Source organism: Kumtagia sp. (assembly GCF_059502445.1).
The window spans coordinates 81,012-102,334 of record NZ_JCACER010000018.1 but is presented as its reverse complement, the minus strand read 5'-3'; the positions used below and the strand labels follow the sequence as shown (position 1 = coordinate 102,334).

General features: G+C 65.8%; 21 protein-coding genes. 8 read left to right on the top strand and 13 right to left on the bottom strand.

What is annotated here, in order from left to right:
* Positions 1–221 precede the first annotated feature (221 nt).
* Both AC5JDC_RS07700 and AC5JDC_RS07695 read right to left on the bottom strand, forming a co-directional pair.
* Complete coding sequence (locus AC5JDC_RS07700; RefSeq protein WP_495840565.1) at positions 222–1,349, bottom strand: patatin-like phospholipase family protein; 1,128 nt, start codon at positions 1,347–1,349, stop codon at positions 222–224.
* Between the two features lie 290 nt (positions 1,350–1,639).
* Complete coding sequence (locus AC5JDC_RS07695; protein WP_495840563.1) at positions 1,640–2,434, bottom strand: 3-hydroxybutyrate dehydrogenase; 795 nt, start codon at positions 2,432–2,434, stop codon at positions 1,640–1,642.
* Between the two features lie 220 nt (positions 2,435–2,654).
* Here AC5JDC_RS07695 and AC5JDC_RS07690 point away from each other — a divergent pair, with 220 nt between their 5' ends.
* Positions 2,655–4,283, top strand: coding sequence for an MFS transporter (locus AC5JDC_RS07690; protein WP_495840561.1), 1,629 nt, complete (start codon positions 2,655–2,657; stop codon positions 4,281–4,283).
* Positions 4,284–4,298: 15 nt separating this feature from the next.
* On the opposite strand, the gene AC5JDC_RS07685 is transcribed toward AC5JDC_RS07690, so the two are convergent.
* Positions 4,299–4,604, bottom strand: a complete 306-nt coding sequence (locus AC5JDC_RS07685) for a hypothetical protein (protein WP_495840559.1) — start codon at positions 4,602–4,604, stop codon at positions 4,299–4,301.
* On the opposite strand from AC5JDC_RS07685, the gene AC5JDC_RS07680 reads away from it, so the two are divergent.
* Positions 4,560–4,898, top strand: coding sequence for a thermonuclease family protein (locus tag AC5JDC_RS07680; protein ID WP_495840557.1), 339 nt, complete (start codon positions 4,560–4,562; stop codon positions 4,896–4,898). The two genes, AC5JDC_RS07685 and AC5JDC_RS07680, sit on opposite strands and share 45 nt — an antisense overlap.
* A gap of 170 nt (positions 4,899–5,068) precedes the next feature.
* Here the strand turns inward: AC5JDC_RS07680 and AC5JDC_RS07675 are convergent, their stop codons facing one another.
* Positions 5,069–5,602, bottom strand: a complete 534-nt coding sequence (locus AC5JDC_RS07675; protein WP_495840555.1) for a GNAT family N-acetyltransferase — start codon at positions 5,600–5,602, stop codon at positions 5,069–5,071.
* 400 nt (positions 5,603–6,002) lie between these two features.
* Between AC5JDC_RS07675 and AC5JDC_RS07670 the strand changes: the two genes are divergently transcribed.
* A complete protein-coding gene (locus AC5JDC_RS07670) occupies positions 6,003–7,271 on the top strand; it encodes a class I SAM-dependent methyltransferase (RefSeq protein ID WP_106773762.1) in 1,269 nt (422 codons plus the stop codon).
* Between the two features lie 6 nt (positions 7,272–7,277).
* Here AC5JDC_RS07670 and AC5JDC_RS07665 read toward each other — a convergent pair whose 3' ends face one another.
* The 4 genes from AC5JDC_RS07665 to acs are packed head-to-tail and all read right to left on the bottom strand — an operon-like array spanning position 7,278 to position 11,569.
* Positions 7,278–8,009 (bottom strand): MOSC domain-containing protein, encoded by a 732-nt coding sequence (locus AC5JDC_RS07665; protein WP_495840553.1) that lies wholly within the window; start codon positions 8,007–8,009, stop codon positions 7,278–7,280.
* A gap of 33 nt (positions 8,010–8,042) precedes the next feature.
* On the bottom strand, positions 8,043–8,882 hold the full coding sequence (locus tag AC5JDC_RS07660) for a DUF3037 domain-containing protein (RefSeq protein WP_495840551.1): 840 nt from the start codon (positions 8,880–8,882) through the stop codon (positions 8,043–8,045).
* Positions 8,879–9,589, bottom strand: coding sequence for a HipA family kinase (locus AC5JDC_RS07655; protein ID WP_495840570.1), 711 nt, complete (start codon positions 9,587–9,589; stop codon positions 8,879–8,881). The genes AC5JDC_RS07660 and AC5JDC_RS07655 overlap by 4 nt, the downstream gene beginning before the upstream one ends.
* 24 nt (positions 9,590–9,613) lie before the next feature.
* Positions 9,614–11,569 carry an acetate--CoA ligase gene (gene acs, locus AC5JDC_RS07650; protein ID WP_495840550.1) on the bottom strand — a complete coding sequence of 652 codons (1,956 nt, stop codon included), beginning with the start codon at positions 11,567–11,569 and terminating at the stop codon, positions 9,614–9,616.
* Between the two features lie 316 nt (positions 11,570–11,885).
* On the opposite strand from acs, the gene AC5JDC_RS07645 reads away from it, so the two are divergent.
* The 4 genes from AC5JDC_RS07645 to AC5JDC_RS07630 all read left to right on the top strand — a co-directional run bounded on the left by AC5JDC_RS07645 (position 11,886) and on the right by AC5JDC_RS07630 (position 15,736).
* Entirely contained in the window at positions 11,886–12,158 is a 273-nt protein-coding gene (locus AC5JDC_RS07645) for an usg protein (protein ID WP_106773744.1), read from the top strand.
* A gap of 96 nt (positions 12,159–12,254) precedes the next feature.
* Positions 12,255–13,361: a branched-chain amino acid ABC transporter substrate-binding protein gene (locus AC5JDC_RS07640; RefSeq protein ID WP_495840548.1), complete on the top strand. Its 1,107-nt coding sequence runs from the start codon at positions 12,255–12,257 to the stop codon at positions 13,359–13,361.
* A gap of 241 nt (positions 13,362–13,602) precedes the next feature.
* Positions 13,603–14,781, top strand: a complete 1,179-nt coding sequence (locus AC5JDC_RS07635; RefSeq protein ID WP_495840546.1) for a T6SS phospholipase effector Tle1-like catalytic domain-containing protein — start codon at positions 13,603–13,605, stop codon at positions 14,779–14,781.
* A 91-nt stretch (positions 14,782–14,872) separates the two neighbouring features.
* Positions 14,873–15,736 carry a glycoside hydrolase family 16 protein gene (locus AC5JDC_RS07630; protein WP_495840544.1) on the top strand — a complete coding sequence of 288 codons (864 nt, stop codon included), beginning with the start codon at positions 14,873–14,875 and terminating at the stop codon, positions 15,734–15,736.
* A 38-nt stretch (positions 15,737–15,774) separates the two neighbouring features.
* On the opposite strand, the gene AC5JDC_RS07625 is transcribed toward AC5JDC_RS07630, so the two are convergent.
* Positions 15,775–16,020: a hypothetical protein gene (locus AC5JDC_RS07625; protein WP_495840542.1), complete on the bottom strand. Its 246-nt coding sequence runs from the start codon at positions 16,018–16,020 to the stop codon at positions 15,775–15,777.
* Between the two features lie 137 nt (positions 16,021–16,157).
* Complete coding sequence (locus tag AC5JDC_RS07620) at positions 16,158–16,796, bottom strand: TetR/AcrR family transcriptional regulator (protein ID WP_495840540.1); 639 nt, start codon at positions 16,794–16,796, stop codon at positions 16,158–16,160.
* A gap of 145 nt (positions 16,797–16,941) precedes the next feature.
* Between AC5JDC_RS07620 and AC5JDC_RS07615 the strand changes: the two genes are divergently transcribed.
* Positions 16,942–17,364 (top strand): ACT domain-containing protein, encoded by a 423-nt coding sequence (locus AC5JDC_RS07615; protein ID WP_495840538.1) that lies wholly within the window; start codon positions 16,942–16,944, stop codon positions 17,362–17,364.
* On the opposite strand, the gene AC5JDC_RS07610 is transcribed toward AC5JDC_RS07615, so the two are convergent.
* From AC5JDC_RS07610 to glmM, 3 genes are all read right to left on the bottom strand, one after another.
* Positions 17,365–18,123, bottom strand: a complete 759-nt coding sequence (locus AC5JDC_RS07610) for an outer membrane protein (RefSeq protein WP_495840536.1) — start codon at positions 18,121–18,123, stop codon at positions 17,365–17,367. It abuts the gene before it with no gap.
* A gap of 574 nt (positions 18,124–18,697) precedes the next feature.
* A complete protein-coding gene (locus AC5JDC_RS07605) occupies positions 18,698–19,516 on the bottom strand; it encodes an outer membrane protein (RefSeq protein WP_495840534.1) in 819 nt (272 codons plus the stop codon).
* A 261-nt stretch (positions 19,517–19,777) separates the two neighbouring features.
* Positions 19,778–21,130: a phosphoglucosamine mutase gene (gene glmM, locus AC5JDC_RS07600; protein ID WP_106773734.1), complete on the bottom strand. Its 1,353-nt coding sequence runs from the start codon at positions 21,128–21,130 to the stop codon at positions 19,778–19,780.
* Between the last annotated feature and the right edge of the window lie 193 nt (positions 21,131–21,323).

Sequence of the window (21,323 nt, the reverse complement as noted above, 5' to 3'; positions counted from 1 at the left end):
ATTTCGATTCACCAACAACTTTCCCCGGACAGCCCTGCCACAAGGGGGAGGGGGACCTCGTGTCCGCCATGCCGCACGAAATCGTCGACAATTAGCGCCTGGCGGACATGCCAGCCAGTCCCCCTCCCCCTTGTGGGGAGGGGTTGGGGGTGGGGGTAAACTCAGATGCGATTGCCCTACCGGTAAGGGTGAGGGGCGGGATCGACGGTTCCAGTCCTGCGCTAACGCCGCCGCGCCGGGCCTGGCTTCGGGCGGTTGGCGAGGAAGGCGCGCACGCGGCTGCCCGGACCCGGCTTGCGGTCGACGGGCGGGCGCAGCACGAGGAAAGCCTCGAGGTCGACGGTCGGGCGCTCGCCGACCGCGTCGAAATGCTCCTCCAGCCAATCGCCGGCGGCGTTGCGGCCGAGGTCGCGCAGATATTCGAGGAAGGCCCATTCGGCGCTGACCTTCGAGGAGGCGGACAGTTCCCTGAACGCCTCGTCGGCGTCGATGCGGTGCAGGCGGATGTCGCGGTACTCATCCTTGGGCAGCCGCCCGGCGGCGATCAGTTCCTTGACGAAGGCGATCGCCCGGAATTCGCGCAGCAGCCCGGCGTTGAAGGTGATCTCGTCGATGCGGTTCTGGATCTCGTTGGCGCTGCGCGGCGTGCCCTCGCGCACGACAGGGTTGATCTGCACCAGCAGCACGTCCTCGGTCCTGTTGGCGTAGAAGAACGGGAAGATCGCCGGGTTGCCGCCATAGCCGCCGTCCCAGTAGGGCACGCCGTCGATCTCGACGGCGCGGAAGAGCTGCGGCAGGCAAGCCGAGGCCATCACCGCGTCGGCGGTGATCTCGTCGGGATTGAAGACGCGGATCTGGCCGGTCTCGACATTGGTGGCCGAGACGAAAACCTTCATCGCCCGGCAGGCGCGCACCCTGTCGAAATCGATCTCGGCCTCGACCACGTCGCGCAGCGGGTTGATGTCGAGCGGATTGACCAGATAGGGCGAAAAGGCCCGGCTCATCATGTCGTACCAGTAGTAGCCCGGCGAGTTCTCCACCGACCAGTTGCCGAGCAGCATGTCCCAGGGCGTCCGCTGGATCGGGCTGAAGCGGCCGTTGCGCGCCACCGCCTTCCAGAAGTCGTGCAGTTTTTCGCGCGCACCTTCCGGTCCGCCGCGCATCCAGCCGTCGACCAGCGCCACGGCGTTCATGGCGCCGGCGCTGGTGCCGGAGACGGCGTCGAAGGAGAGCCGGCCGTCCTCCAGGAGCCGATCGAGCACGCCCCAGCTGAAGGCGCCGTGCGAACCGCCGCCCTGCAGCGCGACGTTGATCGGCTTCTTCGCCGGGGTTTTGCCGTTGGCGGTCATGGCGCGTCCTTGTTCACGAGTTGGCGCGGCGGCGCGGAGCGTTTTTCCCCCCGTGAATGGCAGGGCAATCGCCTATGGAGTTACCCCCACCCCTAACCCCTCCCCTCAAGGGGGAGGGGGATCTTGCCGCAGTTGAGACAGCCATGAATCGATGACGATTTCGCTCGGCAATGGCGGCCGCAAAGTTCCCCTCCCCCTTGAGGGGAGGGGTTAGGGGTGGGGGTAACCCGCCGGCCGACGCTTCCAGAACTTCCATATGCGATTGCCCTGCCATGAAAGGAGAAGGGGCCTCACGCCGCCGTCCAGCCGCCGTCGACGGAGATATGCGTGCCGTTGACCTGCGCGGCCGCCGGCGAGCACAGGAACGACACGGTTGCGGCGATCTGCTCGACCGTGACGAACTCCTTGGTCGGCTGCTTGTCGAGCATGACCTCGCGGATGACGGTCTCGCGGTCCATGTTGTGCGCCTTCATCTGGTCGGGGATCTGCGCCTCGACCAGGGGGGTCAGCACATAGCCGGGACACACCGCGTTGCAGGTGATGCCGTCGCGCGCCACCTCCAGCGCGATGGTCTTGGTCAGGCCCATGATGCCGTGCTTGGCCGACACATAGGCCGACTTGAACGGCGAGGCGACCAGGCCGTGCGCCGAGGCGATGTTGACGATGCGGCCGTAGCCGGCCTTCTTCATCAGCGGGATCGCCGCGGCCGCGGTGTGGAAGGCCGACGACAGGTTGATGGCGATGATCTGGTCCCATTTGGCGATCGGGAACTCCTCGACCGGCGCCACATGCTGGACGCCGGCATTGTTGACGAGGATGTCGACCGTGCCGAACGCCTCGGCCGCCTGCGCCACCAGCGCCCGGCACTGGTCGGGCTTCGACATGTCGGCCTGCACGTAGATCGCCTTGACGCCGTGCTCCCTGGCGAGGCCGTCGGCGATGGCGCGGTCCCCGGGGCTGTCGCTGAAGGAGTTCAGCACCAGGTTGCAGCCCTCGGCGGCGAACTGTCTTGCGATGGCGAGGCCGATGCCGGAGGTCGAGCCGGTGACGACGGCGGTCCGGGGAGAGGTCTGGGCGGCAGGCATGGAAGCGGTCCTTCTGTCCGGGATACTGCACTGCAACACATATTGCGCCGCACAAAAATTGCCAGTGCGGCGTGCTGCGCCATCTGCTTGCCCGGCGGTCAAGGGTGCAACGGTTAGGATCGCCCGACGTTCTGGGCCAGCGGGTTCCACGCCTAGCCTGAAGACGCTATGACATCATGACACGCCAACGCGCCGTCATCCACGAGGAGGAAAGCCGCCGGTGACCGAGCGAACGTCGTCCCTGGCGCCCATGGGCTATCCGGTCTTCCGTGGCGTGTGGGCGGCGAGCCTGGCCTCCAATCTCGGTGGCCTCATCCAGGCGGTCGGCGCGGCCTGGCTGATGACCTCCATCTCCGGCTCGGCCGACATGGTGGCGCTGGTGCAGGCCTCGACCTCGCTGCCGATCATGATCTTCTCGCTGGCGTCGGGCGCCATCGCCGACAATTTCGACCGGCGTCGGGTGATGCTGATCGGGCAGGTGTTCATGCTGGTCGTGTCGCTGGGGCTGGCGGCGTGCACCTATGCCGGGGTGATCACGCCGTGGCTGCTGCTCGGCTTCACCTTCCTGATCGGCTGCGGCACGGCGCTCTACAACCCGTCCTGGCAGGCCTCCGTCGGCGAGATGGTGCCGCGCAGCGTGCTGCCGTCGGCGGTGGCGCTCAACAGCGTCAACTTCAACCTGTCGCGCAGCGTCGGGCCGGCGATCGGCGGCATCATCGTGGCGAGCTTCGGCGCCGCCGCCGCCTTCGCCGTCAATGCCGTCAGCTATCTGCCGCTGCTCTTCGCCATCGGCCGCTGGAAGCCGGCGGTCGCGGTGTCGACGCTGCCGCCCGAGACGCTCGGCTCGGCGATGACGGCGGGGCTGCGCTACGTCGCCATGTCGCCGCATATCGAAAAGGTGCTGCTGCGCGGCTTCGCCTTCGGCTTCACGGCGATCGTAGTGCTGTCGCTGCTGCCGCTCGCCTCGCGCGACCTGCCCGGCGGCGGGCCGCTGCTCTACGGCCTGATGCTCGGCTGCTACGGCATCGGCGCCATCGGCGGCGCCTTCCTCGGCGGCCGGGCGCGCGAAAGATGGTCGAACGAGACGGTGGCGCGCGCCGCCTTCATCGGCTTCGCCGTCTGCGCGGCCACCGTCGCGCTCAGCCCCAACGCCTGGATTGCGGGTCTCGGCATGGCGATCGGCGGCGTCTGCTGGGTGCTGGCGCTCGCCATGTTCAACGTCACGGTGCAATTGTCGACGCCGCGCTGGGTGCTCGGGCGGGCGCTGGCGCTCTACCAGACCGCCACCTTCGGCGGCATGGCGCTGGGAAGCTGGATATGGGGCGTGGTCGCCGACCGCTACGGCATCGACGCGGCGCTGCTGTCGGCCGCCGTGCTGATGCTGGGCGGCGCGGCGATCGGGCTTTGGCTGGCGCTGCCGGCCAAAACGCCGGACAATCTCGACCCGCTCGGCCGCTGGCAGATGCCGCATGTCGCGCTCGACCTGCGCGGCCGCAGCGGCCCGGTGGCGGTGCTGATCGAATACATCATCCGCGAGGAGGACACGCGCGCCTTCCTCGAAGCCATGCATGAGCGCCGCCGCATCCGCCGGCGCGACGGCGCCCGCCAGTGGGAGCTGCTGCGTGACACCGAGAAGCCGGAGGTGTGGATCGAATCCTACCATGTGCCGACCTGGACCGATTACGTCCGCCACAACCAGCGGCGCACCCAGGCCGACGCTGGCGTCGCCGACCGCATCCAGGCGCTGCACAGCGGCACGGAGCCGCCGAGGGTGCACCGGATGGTGGTGCGTCCGACCGACTGGACGGAGCCCGGCCTGCAGACCCGGACGCCTGTGGATCTGGGATAAAGGCGAGGTGCGGCTTCACCGCCGGACGCCGGTCCGGCGCAGCACCATGAGCGCCACGTCGATGAAGGCGCGCAGCTTCGGCTGCGTCTGGGCGCGGCTGGGAAAATACAGGAACAGGCCGGGAGACGTCGGCGAAAACGGCTCGAGCACCCGGACCAGGCGGCCGTCGCGCAGCTCGGCTTTTGCGCCTTCGCGGCCCTCGCCCTGGCCGGCGCATGGCCGCTTGCCCCGGCCGCCGGCGCAGCCGCGCTCCTGAAGGGACCGGTGGAGGCGCGCGTGCTGTCCGTTCTCGACGGCGACACCTTCCTGGCCGAGGCGCATGTCTGGCCGGGGCAGTATGTCGTCGTCAATGTCCGGGTGCGCGGCATCGATGCGCCGGAGATGAAGAGCCGCTGCGCCGCCGAGCGGCAGGCCGCTGAAGCGGCGCGGGACCTGCTGTCGGGCCTGCTCGCCCCGGGAACCGTATCGATCTCCAACATCGGCAGCGCCAAATATTACGGCCGGGTGCTGGCCGACGTGGTCACCGGAGACGGCAAGGTCGTCGCCCGCATGCTGCTCGACCGCGGCGCCGTCCGGCCCTATCGCGGCGGCAAGCGGGGCGGCTGGTGCGGATAGGACAAGCCGCGCTTCGCCGACATCCCTACAGCACGTCGCCTGAAAGGGACTCATGCGACGTGCCGTGGGCCTCGATTGCGCGCATATCTTTGCTTCCAAACCGCTGCACTCCTCGGGAGGCATTGCGATAGCGGGCTAGTCCCGGCGCGGCGCGGGAAGCATGGAAGGGGTCATCCGCCGTTCCATTGCGAGCGCATCAACTCGTACCAGACTTCGCCGTGCTCGCTGCCCGGAATGGGATCGGGCCAGTCGACGAAAACCGTGCGCGCGTAGTTCATGCCGATCTTTTCCATCACGCGGCGCGACGCGTGGTTCGCCGCCATCGTGGTCGCGACGATCTTGTCGTAGCCACCCGTTCCGAATCCCCAGTCGACGAGGGCCGAGGCCCCTTCCGAGGCCAACCCCTGCCCCCACGCCGCCCGGCGTAGGCGATAGCCGAGTTCGGCCAGTGTCGCGCTCTCCGGCCACAGGCAGAACCACCCGACGAACGCGCCGTCGGTCGTATGACGCGCCGTCCAGACGTGAGGCTCCGTTCCCCTCGGCCTGAGGAACGTCGCGTTCGGCTCGCCCCGCTCGGGGTCGACGGCATGTCCGCCGTTGAGAAAGCGCATGACCTCCGGGTCGAGCTCGAGATCGATGAAGTCGGCGCGGTCGCTCGGGCGGCAGGGACTGAGCGTCAGGTGCGTCGTCTGCAAAACGGTCACGTGCGAATATCCATCCATCGACCTAGAAAGGTGCCGCCGTCGAGCCGCGCCGGCCCGCCCCAAAAGAAAAGGACCGCTGCCTCCATAAGACAACGGTCCTTCCGTGGCTTTCGTCCAGCGCGGCCGTCAGCGGCGATCCATCAGGATTGCCAGCCGCACGTAATCGCGCTTCAGCGGGAAGGCTGCTCCCCGAAAAGGCGATCCGCCGAGACCTGACGCTGGGAAACGAAATCACTCGACATCGGATCACCTCCTTTCGATTGGTTGAACACGGCCTTATGATGGGGGCTCGCGACGGGTTTGACAAGGGCATCCGGTCGAGCCGGTTCGAATGTGGGTGGCAAATTTTCGCCGCCATCGTTCCCGCCGGCCCCGATGCTGCCCGATCCGGGGGGGACGCATGGACACAGGCAAGAGGGCCGTCCGCATCGTTCGCACCGTCATCGAGACGCTGAAGCCGGCGTTCGCGGTCAGGCTGTGGACCGGGGAGCGGATCGGCCCGGCGGCCGGGCCGGTTCTGGTCCTCAACGACAAGGACATCGTCTGGCGGGCGCTGCGCCGGCCCAACCTGTCGACGCTGATCGAGATGTGGGTGTCCAAGGCGGTCGACGTCGAGGGCGGCACGCTGTTCGACCTGTTCGAGCGGCGGGCAGAAGGCAAGTTGCGGGCGAAGCTCAAAACGCTGCCCAAGCTGCAGCTGCTGCGCGACCTGCCGGCCGTGCTCATCTCCGGAAGGCCGCGGGCGGGCCCGGCCGACCTCGCCGGCCGCGACCCGTTCGCCAGCGGCTCGAATGCCGAGGCGATACGCCACCACTACGACATCTCCAACGCCTTCTACCGGCTCTTCCTCGACGAGCGCATGGTCTACAGCTGCGGCTATTTCACCGATTTCGCCAATGGCATCGACCAGGCGCAGACGGACAAGCTGGAGCATATCTGCCGCAAGCTCCGGCTGAAGCCCGGCGAGCGCCTGCTCGACATCGGCTGCGGTTGGGGCGCCATGCTGATCTACGCCGCCAAGCACTACGGGGTGACCGGGCATGGCGTGTCGCTGTCGGAGCGGCAGACCGAGCTGGCGCGCGAGCGCATCCGCGCCGAAGGCCTGGAGGACCGCATCACCATCGAGATCAAGTCCTATGCCGACCTCGACGGAAGCTTCGACAAGATCTGCTCGATCGGCATGTTCGAGCATCTCGGCATCGCCAACCACGCGGCCTATTTCTCGGCGGTCCGGCGCTTGCTGAAGCCCGACGGCATCTACCTGCACCACGCGATCACCCGCCGCTCGAAGGGCACGATGCGCAGGACGCTGCGCAAGGGCGCCGAATACCGGGCGCTGATCAAATACATCTTCCCCGGCGGCGAGCTCGACACGATCGGCATGACGCTCTCCGGGCTCGAGACGCACGGCTTCCTCGTCTACGACGCGGAGAACCTGCGCGAACACTATGCCCGCACCTGCCGCCTGTGGGCCGAGCGGCTGCGGGACCGGTTCGAGCAGGCGATCGCCGAAGTCGGCGAGCCCCGGGCGCGGCTATGGCTGCTCTATCTGACCGGCTGCTCGATCACCTTCCAGCGCGGCTCGACCCAGATCTTCCAGACGGTCGCCGTCAGGCGCGGCAAGGGCCTGAGCATCCTGCCGCCGACGCGTGCCGACCTCTATCGGTAGCGACGCCTACAGGAAGCGCATCGGCGCGCCGGTCTCGATGCGGGCCGGCTGGTCGACGGTGCAGTAGATGCCGAGATTGTGGCCGTTGTGGCGGACCAGGTTGCGCAGGATGTTCGGATCGTTGTCGAAGCCGTCCTGGGCGATGATGGTGAAGCCGCAGCGGCGGCAGGGCTCCGCCACCGTGAGCTGCAGATCGCCGAGCGCGAGCCGCCGGCCGATCCATTCGGTTTCCGGAAACGACCCGTCGACCTCGGGCATGTCGACGACGATGTTCGGCCGGAAGCGGCGCTGGTCGGGATCGCCGGCCGGATGCAGCGCCTTCAGCCGCGCCAGCGAGGCGGTGGTGATGAGATGGATGGGCGATTTGCTGTAGCGCGCTTCCGTCAGCGGACCGGAGTAGCCGGCGTGCCGATGGAACGGACGGACCGACGCGGCGAAGCCGAGAAAGTCCGAGACGGCGCGGTCGCAGGGTTCGCCCGGCGCCGGCAGCCAGTCGCTTCCCGGCACCGCGACCTCCAGGCGCCCCTCGGCCGACAGCCGCGCCTTGATGCGCGGCACCGGATGCCATCGGCTGGCGCCATCCGGCCGGGCGATCTCGCCGCTCTCCGCATCGACCAGACCGAACAGCCGGTCGCCGACGACGCCGTCCGTGTCCACCGACAGGCTCGACATGGGCTCGCCGCCCAGCGAGCTCGCCGGATAGCGCCAGAGACCGGAGACATGGCCGAGTTCGCTCATTTCCGATCTCTCACGATGTGAAGGCGGCACCCACTACTGCAAGTGCCGAGCGATCGCCAGCAACGCGGAAGCTTCCGGGCTGATAACCTCGATGTGGTTACGTTCAAAAAGTGTGGAGACTTCCTGGAAAGCCTCGTCGGATGGGCCTGGTCCTGCGGGTCCCTCGACTGCAAATGTCACGTGTTCGGGCAATTGCCTTCTTAGGCGATTGACTCGAAAGAGCCACTTATTGGCGTGATCAAAAATGTTCATCGGCTCCTTCTGCCCCAGGTAGATGGGCTTGAGGACAATTCTGTCTTCGCCGTCTTTGTCGCCGACGAATGGAAACCGTGCGGTATAGAGTCCGTCGCTGTAAACCTTGCTCCTGAACCGCGCGCTGATTTGCTGGTTGCTCAGCAGCTGGCGGACATGCCGCTCCAGCAGCCTCTCCTTGTATTCGACATCCGCGAAGGCACGCGCGACGTAGTGATCGAACAGTTGGTCAAGCAGCGCTGCTGGATCGAGGTGCATTGCATAGCGAACGTCGCTATAGCGTATGATGCCTTCGCGATCCTTGGTCAGCGTGGCGAATAGGTGTTCAGCGCTTTCGCCTGGCATGAGGCTGAGGCGCGACTGTCCGGTACGATCGTACCCTGCAAGTGCTCGCAGCCGCTGAAGTTCAGATCGGCAATCACCCAAAACCTGCCGGATCAGGCGAGCGTCCAACGCATCGAAAAATGCCGTCAGACGTCCTATCCGTCTCGTCTCGATGCGAAAATCCAAGTAGCCCATTTCTGGGGCCACCAGGACTACGCCGATGTTGGCGAACTCCTCCGTCTCCACATGCGGCTGGAAGCGGATAATTGCGTAGCGTACGGCCAACCTGTTCATCATCGAGACCACATCGCGGCAGTATCAAATCGCCTAAGGATTGCCAAAGCCGCCGACGGATCAAAGCCACTGTCGACGGTAAGTTGATCGTCAAGATAACTCCAGCGCTCGGGAAGCGCACCGCAAAAGTCGTTCCATCTCCCCAAACACCGATCGCATTGTTCCGACCAAATGTCCTGGAGGGAAGGCGTATCGATGACCTCGGTAAGGAAAGTACCGAAGAGATGCTGGGCCTCGAGCCCAGCAAGGCTCACCGATTGGTCGAAGGCGAGATTGTGGTCGATCACGAACGGGCAGCCGAGGGAGACTTCCCAAAGGATATTGGGATTGCCTCCGTGTTCGGACAAGGTCCGATCCCCATTCATGATCCACCAGTCAAAGACCGCGATCCGTCGCTTCATTGCGTCGGGTATTTTTCCTGCTTCCGTCGTCGTTATCTCGTTCACGTTAGGAATCGCTTTCGATCCGAACACTGGACCATGCCCGAGATCGGCCAGCAGGCCATGGCGTCCCAACTCGTAGAGACCGCGAGGCACGTTGAGTATCGAGAAATTCGGGATAGGCAGCCCGAACACTTCCGCCAGCGAACCCGCCAACCATTCCTTTGCAAGTGACGCAAAACCGGCGCCCTTGCCCTTCACGAAATAAAGCGCGCCGTCCTCCGTCTTGCAGATATAAGGCTGTGTGACGCCCTGCTCCGTGCGGCGAATGACCTCTATGATGTCGATTGCCGTCTACCCCTTCTTGTTCTGCCGGTTCGTCACAAGGTCGTCGACCACCGCCGGGTCGGCCAGCGTCGAGGTGTCGCCGAGCGCGCCGAAATCGTCCTCGGCGATCTTCCTGAGGATACGGCGCATGATCTTGCCGGAGCGGGTCTTCGGCAGGCCGGGCGCGAATTGCAGCTTGTCCGGCGAGGCGATGGCGCCGATCTCCTTGCGCACATGCGCGACCAGCTCCTTGCGCAGCTCGTCGGAACCCTGCTCGCCAGCCATCAGCGTCACGTAGCAGTAGATGCCCTGGCCCTTGATGTCGTGCGGATAGCCGACGACCGCCGCCTCCGACACTTTTGGATGGCTGACCAGCGCCGACTCGACCTCGGCCGTGCCCATGCGGTGGCCGGAGACGTTGATGACGTCGTCGACGCGCCCGGTGATCCAGTAGTAGCCGTCCTCGTCACGGCGGCAGCCGTCGCCGGTGAAATATTTGCCCTTGTAGGTGGAGAAATACGTCTGCACGAAGCGCTCGTGGTCGCCATAGACGGTGCGCATCTGCCCCGGCCACGAATCGACGATGCAGAGATTGCCGTCGGTGGCGCCCTCCAGCACCTTGCCTTCGTTGTCGACGAGCTGCGGCTGCACGCCGAAGAACGGCCGCGTCGCCGATCCGGCCTTGAGGTCGGTGGCGCCGGGCAGCGGCGTGATCAGGATGCCGCCGGTCTCGGTCTGCCACCAAGTGTCGACGATCGGCACGTTGCCGTCGCCGACGACGTTGAAATACCACTCCCAGGCCTCGGGATTGATCGGCTCGCCGACCGAGCCCAGCACGCGCAGGCTCTTGCGCGAGGTCTTCTTAACCGGCGCGTCGCCGGCACCCATCAGCGCGCGGATGGCGGTGGGGGCGGTGTAGAAGATGTTGACCTTGTGCTTGTCGACCACCTCCCAGAAGCGCGACACCGACGGATAGTTGGGCACGCCCTCGAACATCAGCGTGGTGGCGCCGTTGGCGAGCGGCCCGTAGAGGATGTAGCTGTGGCCGGTCACCCAGCCGACATCGGCCGTGCACCAGTAGATGTCGCCGTCATGGTAGTCGAAGACGTATTGGTGGGTCATCGAGGCGTAGACGAGATAGCCGCCCGAGCTGTGCAGCACGCCCTTCGGCTTGCCGGTCGAACCCGAGGTGTACAGGATGAACAGCGGGTCTTCCGCGTTCATCCGCTCCGGCTCGTTGTCGGCCGACACCGCCGCGGTCTCCTCGTGGTACCAGAGGTCGCGGCCGTCGGCCCAGCCGATCCTGCCGCCGGTGCGGCGCACCACCAGCACGTTCTTCACCATGACGTGATGCCGGGCGGCGATGTCGACCGCCTTGTCGGTGTTCTCCTTCAGCGGGATGGCCTTGCCGCCTCGCAGGCCCTCGTCGGCGGTGATCACGAAGGTCGATTCGGCGTCGACGATGCGTCCGGCCAGCGAATCCGGCGAGAAGCCGCCGAACACCACCGAGTGCACGGCGCCGACGCGGGTGCAGGCGAGCATCGCATAGGCCGCCTCGGGGATCATCGGCATGTAGATGGTGACGCGGTCGCCTCGTCTGACGCCGTGCTTCTTCAAGACGTTGGCCAGCCGGCAGACTTGCTCGTGCAGCTCGCGATAGGTGATCTTCCTGTCCTCGGCCGGGTCGTCGCCCTCCCAGATGATGGCCACCTGGTCGCCGCGCGTCGCCAGGTGCCGGTCGATGCAGTTGTGGGAGACGTTGAGCTCGCCGTCCTCGAACCACTTGATCGAGACGGGGGCGTCGAAGGTGGTGTTCTTCACCTTGCCGTAGGGCTTGAACCAGTCGATCCGCTTGCCGTGCTCGGCCCAGAACCGCTCGGGATCCGCGACGCTCTCGGCGTACCATTTCTGATAGGTCTCGTTGTCGATCAGCGCGCGCTCCCTCCAGGCGGGCTGCACCTTGTGGACATGGACCTCGGACATGGAATTCTCCTCCCTTGCGGTCGATATGGGCGTGCCCTGCCGCCACATTCCGGACCGGCGATGCGGTTTTCGGGCGGCATTTATTATCAATTCGCCGGGAACCACAACATTAGACGTTCGGCCCGCGCGGCGGGATGCCGCAGCGCGTCATCGGGGAGATGCGCCGCACCTGTCAGCACTCGCTCGCATCGGCTGCTAAGACGTTGTTTTTGATGACGGAACCATGACAGCCGGGTAACATCGTTAACGTACAGGCAACGATTGCGTCGCACAATTTTCCTCAGGACGATTGTCCGGCGCTCTGAAGAGGACTGCCATGCGAACGACACCCGAAATGGAGCTGATGCTGCAGGGCTACGGGCTGACGACCGCCGAGATCCTGTACCGCTATCCCGACCACCCGCACCTGCTGCAGACCTATGTCTGGCAGGACTACGATCTTGCCCCGAAATTCCCGATCCTGTTCAGGTTCCTCGATTTCTGGACGAAGAAGCTCGACGGGCCGCTGCACTCGGTGGCCTATACGCATCGGCGGCTGATCGCGCCCAACGAGTGGCGCAATGTCAAGGGCGAGATCGCCCTGCACTGAGCCGTGACAATCGAAACCCGCCGGCTGGCCGATTGGCGGGTCGGCTCCCATGCATCATGTGCCGGGCTTCTACTCCAGTCTTGTGAGGAAAGAGCCATGAACAAGAAACTTTTCGCGGGCGTCGCACTCGCCGCCCTGCTGGCCCACGCGCCGCTTGCCTGGGCCGATATCGTGATCGGCGTCGTCGCCCCGCTCACCGGCCCGGTCGCCGCCTATGGCGAGCAGGTCAAGAACGGCGCCGAGGCCGCGGTCGAGGCCATCAACAAGAATGGCGGCATCGCGGGCGAGCAGGTGGTGATCAAGCTCGCCGACGATGCCGGCGATCCCAAGCAGGGCGTGTCGGCCGCCAACCAGCTGGTCGGCGAAGGCGTGCAGTATGTGGTCGGCCCGGTGACCTCCGGCGTCGCCATTCCGGCCTCCGACGTCTTCGCCGAGAACGGCATCCTGATGGTGACGCCGACCGCGACCGCCCCCGACCTGACGGCGCGCGGCCTGACCAACGTGCTGCGCACCTGCGGCCGCGACGACCAGCAGGCCGAAGTCGCCGCTGCCCATGTCCTGAAGAACCTGAAGGACAAGCGCGTGGCCATCATCCACGACAAGGGCACCTACGGCATGGGCCTGGCCAACGCCTTCAAGGCGGCGATCAACGCCGGCGGCCTCACCGAGGTGGCCTATAATTCGCTGACGCCGGGCGAGAAGGACCTGTCGGCGCTGGTCACCCGCCTCAAGGCCGACAATGTCGAGGTCATCTATTTCGGCGGCTATCATCCCGAGGGCGGCCTGCTCGCCCGCCAGCTCCAGGATGTCGGCGTCAAGGCGCTGATCATCGGCGGCGAGGGCCTGTCCAACACGGAATACTGGGCGATCGGCAACGAGGCCGCCGCCGGCACGCTCTTCACCAACGCCACCGACGCGCTGCAGAACCCGGATTCGGCCGAAGCCGTGAAAGTACTGAACGAAAAGGGGATTCCGCCGGAGGCCTTCACGCTGAACGCCTATGCGGCGGTCGAGGTGATCAAGGCCGGCATCGAGAAGGCGGGCAAGGCCGACGATCCGGCTGCGGTGGCCACCGCGCTGAAGTCTGGCGAGCCGGTGCAGACGGCCATCGGCAAGCTGACCTATGGCGAGAGCGGGGATCTCAGCTCGCCGAGCTTCTCGCTGTTCAAGTGGGAAGGCGGCAAGATCGTCGCGGCGGAATAACCGGGCCTATCTGCCCGATTCAAGCAAGGCCGGGGACTTTCCCCGGTCTTTTTTGTTTGTAAGAACACCAAAATTTCACTTAATCTTCGAACTTAATTGAAGGCCTCTTGCTATTTAGAACGGAAAGTACAAGAATTAATCAATCCCCATGCCTGCAGCATCTTGAATGCTTGCTGGATTCATATGATTATCTCTCAGAGAGGCCCAGAAGAAGCTTTCCGTCTATCATGCGGAGGAAAAGATGTCTGGGGTGCAGGATGAGTGGGTACTGATCTTCTCCGACGGCACCGGGCAGCGCGGCGTCCGCGCTGACGAGGTCCAGGAGCTCGAAGGGGAGAAGATCAAGAATACGAACATCTTCCAGATGTATTCGGCGATCGACGGGCAGCCGGGTATCAAGACTTTCTACGATGCCGGGCTCGGCGCGCCGGAAAAGGGCGAATGGGACTGGACGCGCACCTGCCGCAATCTGTGGAGCAAGGCGACCGGCTGGGGCATCACCGCCAATATCGTCGATTGCTACGAGGCGCTGATGAAGGATTGGCGGCCCGGCGCCAGGATCGGGCTGTTCGGCTTCAGCCGCGGCGCCTACACGGTGCGCTGCCTCGGCGGCGTCCTGGCGGTCTGCGGCGTCGCCGCTACGGATCGAGGCGCCCCCATCTCCAGTGACAAGACCGGAGCCGGTGCCGAGCGGCGGCGCGCCATCGCCCAGGAGGCGGTCGCGGCCTACAAGATCAAGGACGAGCACGAGCGAAGAAAGGCCGGCGATGCATTCGCGGCCCGCTATGCGTCCGAGGAAGTCGTGCCGTCGGTCGTCGGCGTGTTCGACACCGTGAAGGCGCTCGGCCTGCCGGGCATGATGAACACCATCAATCCCTACAAGCACGAATTCCACAACAGCGAGCTGTCGACCCGCGTGCCCGTCGGCTTGCAGGCGCTGTCGATCGACGAGAACCGCAAGGCCTTCGCCCCCGAACTGTGGGATGATGCCGACGGCAAGGGCAAGGCGGCGGGCCAGGTGATCGAGCAGATCTGGTTTCCCGGCGTGCATTCCGACATCGGCGGCGGCTACGAGGACGACACGCTGGCCAGTCTGAGCCTCGCCTGGATGCTGGAGCGGCTGCGCGTGCTCACCGGCCTGCATTTCCCGATCGTCGTCAACACCGACGGCAAGGTGCTCGGGCCGGCGCATGACGAGCGCACCGGTTTCGGCCAGTTCTGGCTGCCGGCGGCGCGTTCGATCCGGGGGATGGCGAAGGACACCGATCCGCTATGCGTCGACATCGAGAAGCGGTTCGCGCAGTTTTCGCCCGAATATCGGCCGAAACCGTTGCGGATTCACCCGAGAGTGAGGCATTTTTACCCTGAAAAACCCCGCCCGTCGGGCCTTTTCCGAGCGTTTTTCCGCACCGCCTGCTGACTCGCCTGTCAGGAGACGGCCGCGCCGGCCGTTGGCGGGCAGAACGGCGCGCGCTAGTCCTTGCCGCATCGCAACAGCAGGGGCGAAGCAGATGATCGCGGAAATGTGGCCGGCCGGCAGCGTGCCGCCGAATCCTGTTTTGAGGCCCGGCTACCGCCTCGACTTCGCCGAGGCCTTCAACGGCCCCGCCCTCGACCGGCGCAAATGGCTGCCCTACCATTTGCCGCACTGGAGCTCGCGCCGCCAGGCCGCCGCGCGGTACCGCTTCGCCAAGGGTTCCGTCGTGCTGGAAATCGACGACGGGCAGCAGCCCTGGTGCCCCGAATTCGACGGCACGGTGCGTGCGTCGTCGCTGCAGACGGGCGTCTATTCCGGGCCCGTGGACAGCGCCGACGGGCAGGCGCGGTGCAATCCCGACAGCCGCGTGCGCGAGCCGCAGGACAGGCAGCGCCTCTACGTGCCGCGCTACGGCTATTTCGAGATGCGCGCCAAGGCCGCGGCATCGCGCCTGAACCAGGTCGGACTGTGGCTGGTCGGTTTCGGCGACCGGCCGGAGCGGTCCGGCCGCATCTGCGTGTGCGAGATTTCCGGCGGCTTTGCCGGCACGCGGTCGACACGCATCGGCTATGGCGTCCACGCAGCCGGCGACCCGGCGCTGGCCGACGCCTGGTTCACCGATTTCGTGCCGATCGACGCCACCGAATTCCACATCTACGCGGCGGAATGGACGCCGCGCCATGTCGACGTCTTCGTCGACGACCGGCTGCTCAGGCGCATCCCCCAATCGCCCGCCTATCCGATGCAGGTCATGCTCGGCATCTATGAGCGGCCCGACGCTCCCGCCGGCCCGCTCAACCGCCAGCCGGGCTATCCGAAAACCTTCACCATCGACTATTTCCGCGGCTACCAGCCGCTGGACGGCTACGGACGTCGGTCGCCGCGCGCGGCGCCGTGAGCCGGGAGGCAGGTGAGGGGCAGCGCCAACGGCCAGGGTTACAGGAAGCCTGGCACGATCCAGGGATTGACCTCGATTCCCGAGCGCACCCGCGGTTTGGCGGGCGCCGCCGGGCTTCCGGTCTTCGGTGCGATCGACTGCGTGCTGGTCTGGTCGAGCACCGGCCGCTCGGCCGCGACGGGACGCTGCACGGGCGCCTTTTCGGCGGCGGTCCCCGCCGGACCGGCAAGCACCGGTCCGGTCGCACCCAGCACGAGAGCGACTGCAAGCGCGATCTTCTTCATTTCCGCGTCCTTTCTGGAGTCCGTACATGTATGCGATAATGTACATGTACAGAATGGAGATGCGGAAAGCAAGCTGTTTCGTACATGTACGAAGTTCGTGGTCAACCTGCCGGGCGGGAGACGAAAGGCCGCCTCGCTCAGCAGCGCGACGCCGTGCCGAGCGGCGCGACGGGGGCGCTGCGCAAGCCCGCCAGCACCACCTCGATGGTCCGCTCGACATAGGCGTCGCGCTCGCCGAACGGATAGCCGGGAAAGCTGATCAGCAGCGACACGGTGCCGTGGCCGAACGTCCACAGCAGGGTGGAGATGGCGAAGACGTCCCCTTCCAGCACACCGGCGTCCACGCAGGCCTGGACGCGCTTCAGCAGGAGTTGCAGCGCCGGGTTTTCCTTCTGCAGCTCGGCGGGATCTTCGTGCGGCATGCCGGCAGGATCCCGCGAGGTGAAGACGGTGCGGTATTCGTTGGGGTTGTCGAAAGCGAAGGCGGCGTATTCGCGCATCATCTTGATGAGCGCCTGCAGGGGATCGGCCGGGGCCTCGCGCTCCATGCGCCTTGCGAGGATGGCAAAGGCGTCCCGCGCCAGCGCGAACAGGATGGCGTGCTTGTCGGGAAAGTAGGAGTAGACGGACATCGGCGCGTAGCCCACGCGGGCCGCCAGCTTGCGGATGGTCAACCCCTCATAGCCTTCCTCCCTGACCAGGGCGTGCGCCGCCTCGACCAGCTCGGCCCGGACCTCGGCCTTTTGCAGTTCCCTGCGGCTGCGCGCATTCGCCATCGTTGCGCCCTCCCGGAATCACCATACACCGTACGGAAAATGCCTCAACGCGCCGCCGGTTGCGAGACGTCGCGCTTGACCGGCGGACGATTCCGGCCAGACTGGCACCGCCAGCCTGCACAGCGCATCCGAAGGGAAGCCAAAGATGTCCGGCGAGACCGACCTTGCCGCCCTGATCTCCGGAATGCGTCCGGACTTGCAGCCCGGCCTTTTCGTCTTCTGCACCCTGCCGGCGGACAGGCCCATACCGGCCGGAACGGATCCGGTCATGATCTTTCGCGAGGCGGAGGGCCGCACGCTGATCCTGCGCGAGGAGGAAGCGCGGGGCGCCGGGCTGCGGGAGACGTTCCCCTGCCGGATGATCACCCTTGAGATCCACTCAGCCCTCGAAGCTGTCGGCTTCCTGGCGGCGATCACCGCACGGCTGGCGGCGGCCGGCATGGGCGTCAACCCGGTCTCGGCCTTCTTCCACGACCATCTCTTCGTCCCGGCCGACCGGGCTGGCGAGGCAGTCGCCATCCTGGAGGCCATAGCGACGCCGCCGGCGGCGGAACCATCGCCGGACTGATCACCAGAGGTCGTAGCGCAGGCCCACCCGGACCTGATGGTAGTCGAGGCCCTTGCCGTATTCGGCGCCGTCATCGCCGATCTTCACGAAGGGCGCGTCGGGGGAGGACAGATACTGGTAGCCGACATCGACCGAGACGTTCTTGGCCACCTGGTAGGACGCGCCGGCGTTCAGCGTGTAGAGGAAGTTGTAGTCGCGGTCGCTATAGCTCGCGCTCAGGTCGCCGAGACGCGCGTCCAGCTCGATCTTCGAATAGAGCACGCCCACGCCGGCGCCGACATAAGGCGTCAGCCCGGCATAGGTGCCGAGGTCGATATAGCCGTTGGCGATGCCGGTCCAGTAGGTGTTCTCGGCGCTCGCGGAAGCATCGATGCCGTCGATCCGGCCGCCCGTGCTGAACTTCTCCCGCGGCAGCAGGCCGAGATTCACGTCGGCGCGCAGGAAATCGTTGAAGTGGTAACCGAAGCCGACGCTGCCGAAGACCGGCGTGTCGTCCTCCTCGAAGGAAAGGATGCGGATCGGGTCGAACGGCGCGAACTCGTCGACGGCGGTCACCGCGAGCTGGGTGTCGTCATAGCTATTGTCGAAGATGTAGCCGATGTCGCCGCGCAGATACCATCCGGAGCCGACCTCGACCGGCACGTATTCCTCGGCCTGCTCTACGAAGATCGGCGGCTCGTAGTCCGCCGCCCCGGCACCGGCAACCGGCATGAGGGCGCTGGCCGCGAACAGCAGGACGACACGTCTGACAAGGATCATACTGATAGCTCCCCTGGCGATGACGGCGCATAACTGTCGATCGCTACCGGGACCATTGTTAACCATAACGGTTAAGTGCCGGTTAACCCTAACGAAACGTCATCCAGGCCGCGGATTGGTGTTCGCACGGGACTGCCGGATTCCCAATCCCGGATTCGGCCCGGCGTACCATCGTGGAACTTCTTCGTCGGCTTTGGCTTCGCCATCTCCGAGGCCTGGATTCCCGACACTCTCCGCTCGCTTCGCTCGCTCACGAGGCCGGGAATGACGACATTGACTGAGGCCTCCGACAATCGCCACCGCCGGTGATCAGCCGAAGCGGCCCATGACTGTCGTCATTCTCGACCTCGTGAGCGAGCGAAGCGAGCGGAGAGTGTCGGGAATCCAGGCCTCGGAGTCGAAGAAACAAGGCCGGCGAGGAATCGGTTGCGTCGGGACCGTCGGAGAGCGAACGCCAGCCGGTGCGTGGGCGGAGACGCCGAGTTCGCGATAGATTCAGAGCTCGCTCGGGGGCCTACAAAAGCGGAACCGCCCGGCTTTCGCCGGGCGGTCGATGCATGCGGGACGATCGGGACTACTGCTTGTAGACCGGCGGCGGCTCGTAGGCGATCGGCTGCGGAGCAGGCTCGCAGCCATTGCTGCCGGTGAACTGGTAGCGCAGGCCGCCGCGCACCTCGTGCACGTCGAAACCGTCGTCGAAGCCGGGGCCGGCATTGTTGGCGTAGCCGAACATGTCGCCGCCCTCGATGCGCGAGTAGCGATAGCCGAAGTCGAGCTTGGTCCTGTTGGTCAGGCAGTAGGACACGCCGGCCATCGCCGCGTAGGCGAAGCGCCATTCGCTGCCGCCGTCATGCTCGGTGCGGCCGTTGTCGTCGTCGTTGACGAGCTTGTCCCATTTGATGTGGGCGCCGCCGATGCCGGCGCCGACATAAGGCGTGAAGCCGTGATAGGTGCCGAGATCGACATAGGCGTTGGCCAGAAGCAGGAACGCCGACATCGACGAGCGGTCGGTCGAGGTGCAGGGCACGCCGGCGCAGAAGCCGGAGGTGCTGCCTTCGAAATCGGCGTCGAAGAAGTAGTCGCCCGTCAGGTCGACGCGGAAATAGTCGTTGACCTGGTAGCCGATGCCGGCGCCGAGCGACATCGCGCCCTTGAGGTCGCCGTCGTCGAACTTGCCGCGCTGGCCAGGCGCGCCGTAGAGGATGTAGTCGCCGTTGCGGAAATTGGTCCAGTGATAGTCGATGTCGCCGCGGATGTACCAGCCGCCGACGTCCGGCGCGGCGTAGACCTCCTCGACCACCGGAGGCGCCTCGATCACCGGCGGCTCGATATAGTCCGCCGCCAGGGCGGGTACAGCGACGCTGCTTGCCAGGATGGCCGCGAGGCCTGACATTCCAAGTCTCACCATTTCCGATACCCCAGATTCCCTCGGGATCGAGCGTGCGCCCGAGCAAGGTTGAACTCATCGTGGATAATGAACGGCAAAGGTTAAGGCGCGCTTAACCCTGTTCCTTAACCACGATTCGGGTTCGATTCGACGCGCATCTCGTTCGCGGAAACGGCTGCGGGGCCGGCGCGCGTTCATCGCGCCGGCCCCGCAAGCGAGTGGTTCAGGACAGAGACGGCGCGCTGCGGGCGCGCCGACACATGGCCGCTACGCGGCCGAGCGAAGCTCCGAAATGACGCCGACCAGGTCGTCGACCACGGCCTCGACAAGCTTGTCGTCGTCGCCCTCGGCCATCACGCGGATCAGCGGCTCGGTCCCGGAGGGACGGATCACCAGCCGGCCCGCCTGGCCGAGCCGGCCGCGCGCCTCTTCGATCGCCGCCTGCACCGTGCTGTTCTCCAGGGGCTTGCCGCCGGATACGCGCACGTTCTTGAGCAATTGCGGTACCGGCTCGAACTTGCGGCACAGCTCGCTGACCGGCTTGTTCGAGCGCTTGACGCAGGCCAGCACCTGCAGCGCCGAGACCAGTCCGTCGCCGGTGGTCGAGAAGTCGGAGAGCACGATGTGGCCGGATTGCTCGCCGCCGACGTTGAAGCCGTGGGCGCGCATGTGCTCGACCACGTAGCGGTCGCCGACCTGGGTGCGGTGCAGCTGCAGGCCGAGCTCCGTCATGAAGCGTTCGAGCCCGAGATTGGACATCACCGTGGCGACCACGCCGCCGCCGGCGAGGCGGCCGTTCTGCTGCCAGGTCTCGGCGATCAGCGCGATGATCTGATCGCCGTCGATGACGGCGCCGTTCTCGTCGACGATGATCATGCGGTCGGCGTCGCCGTCGAGCGCGATGCCAATGTCGGCGCGCACCTCGTGAACCTTCTTCACCAGGGCGGCGGGATGGGTGGAGCCGCATTCCTGGTTGATGTTGAAGCCGTTCGGCTCGTTGTTGATGGTGAAGACCTCGGCGCCGAGTTCCCACAGCGCAGCGGGGGCCACCTTGTAGCCGGCGCCGTTGGCGCAATCGATGACCACGCGCAGCCCCGCCAGCGACATGGAGCGCGGCAGCGTGCGCTTGGCGAACTCGATGTAGCGGTCGTGCACGCCGTCGACACGCTTGGCGCGCCCGAGCCCGTCAGCCTCGGCGAGCGCGATGTCGATGTCGTTGTCGAGCAGGCTCTCGATGCGCATCTCGATCTCGTCGGAGAGCTTGTAGCCGTCCGGTCCGAACAGTTTGATGCCGTTGTCGTAATAGGGATTGTGCGAGGCGGAGATCATCACGCCGATGTCGGCCCGCAGCGAACGCGACAGCATGGCGACGGCCGGCGTGGGGATCGGCCCCAGCAGGAACACGTCCATGCCCGCCGCGCAGAAACCCGCGACCATGGCGTTCTCGATCATGTAGCCCGACAGGCGCGTGTCCTTGCCGAGCACGACGCGGTGGCGATGCTTGCCGCGCTGGAAGGAGAGGCCGGCGGCCATGCCGACCTTCATCGCAACCTCGGCTGTCATCGGGTGTTTGTTGGCGCGCCCCCGGATCCCGTCCGTTCCGAAGTATCTTCTTGTCATCAGGTAGTCCCCAACAAATCAGGCGACACAGCCTTGCCACAAATCGAGCGTCTCGGCCGCATCACAAAATATGAGTATACGTTACGAATCCCTTAGAAGTCATTGCCGGTTGCCCGATGCTCGACTTCCTCCGGCCATTCGCGGCTGAATGCGACGGCTTATACCCGTCTTGCCCCAATTTGAAGTCCGCTCC

What these genes read in the sequence shown, in the direction of transcription:
- AC5JDC_RS07700 (WP_495840565.1), bottom strand. Translation starts at nt 1,349, where the DNA reads ATGACCGCCAACGGCAAAACCCCGGCGAAGAAGCCGATCAACGTCGCG.
- AC5JDC_RS07695 (WP_495840563.1), bottom strand. Translation starts at nt 2,434, where the DNA reads ATGCCTGCCGCCCAGACCTCTCCCCGGACCGCCGTCGTCACCGGCTCG.
- AC5JDC_RS07685 (WP_495840559.1), bottom strand. Translation starts at nt 4,604, where the DNA reads ATGCGCCTCGGCCAGGAAGGTGTCGCCGTCGAGAACGGACAGCACGCG.
- AC5JDC_RS07670 (WP_106773762.1), top strand. Translation starts at nt 6,003, where the DNA reads ATGGACACAGGCAAGAGGGCCGTCCGCATCGTTCGCACCGTCATCGAG.
- AC5JDC_RS07665 (WP_495840553.1), bottom strand. Translation starts at nt 8,009, where the DNA reads ATGAGCGAACTCGGCCATGTCTCCGGTCTCTGGCGCTATCCGGCGAGC.
- AC5JDC_RS07660 (WP_495840551.1), bottom strand. Translation starts at nt 8,882, where the DNA reads ATGATGAACAGGTTGGCCGTACGCTACGCAATTATCCGCTTCCAGCCG.
- acs (WP_495840550.1), bottom strand. Translation starts at nt 11,569, where the DNA reads ATGTCCGAGGTCCATGTCCACAAGGTGCAGCCCGCCTGGAGGGAGCGC.
- AC5JDC_RS07645 (WP_106773744.1), top strand. Translation starts at nt 11,886, where the DNA reads ATGCGAACGACACCCGAAATGGAGCTGATGCTGCAGGGCTACGGGCTG.
- AC5JDC_RS07640 (WP_495840548.1), top strand. Translation starts at nt 12,255, where the DNA reads ATGAACAAGAAACTTTTCGCGGGCGTCGCACTCGCCGCCCTGCTGGCC.
- AC5JDC_RS07635 (WP_495840546.1), top strand. Translation starts at nt 13,603, where the DNA reads ATGTCTGGGGTGCAGGATGAGTGGGTACTGATCTTCTCCGACGGCACC.
- AC5JDC_RS07630 (WP_495840544.1), top strand. Translation starts at nt 14,873, where the DNA reads ATGATCGCGGAAATGTGGCCGGCCGGCAGCGTGCCGCCGAATCCTGTT.
- AC5JDC_RS07625 (WP_495840542.1), bottom strand. Translation starts at nt 16,020, where the DNA reads ATGAAGAAGATCGCGCTTGCAGTCGCTCTCGTGCTGGGTGCGACCGGA.
- AC5JDC_RS07620 (WP_495840540.1), bottom strand. Translation starts at nt 16,796, where the DNA reads ATGGCGAATGCGCGCAGCCGCAGGGAACTGCAAAAGGCCGAGGTCCGG.
- AC5JDC_RS07615 (WP_495840538.1), top strand. Translation starts at nt 16,942, where the DNA reads ATGTCCGGCGAGACCGACCTTGCCGCCCTGATCTCCGGAATGCGTCCG.
- AC5JDC_RS07610 (WP_495840536.1), bottom strand. Translation starts at nt 18,123, where the DNA reads ATGATCCTTGTCAGACGTGTCGTCCTGCTGTTCGCGGCCAGCGCCCTC.
- AC5JDC_RS07605 (WP_495840534.1), bottom strand. Translation starts at nt 19,516, where the DNA reads ATGTCAGGCCTCGCGGCCATCCTGGCAAGCAGCGTCGCTGTACCCGCC.
- glmM (WP_106773734.1), bottom strand. Translation starts at nt 21,130, where the DNA reads ATGACAAGAAGATACTTCGGAACGGACGGGATCCGGGGGCGCGCCAAC.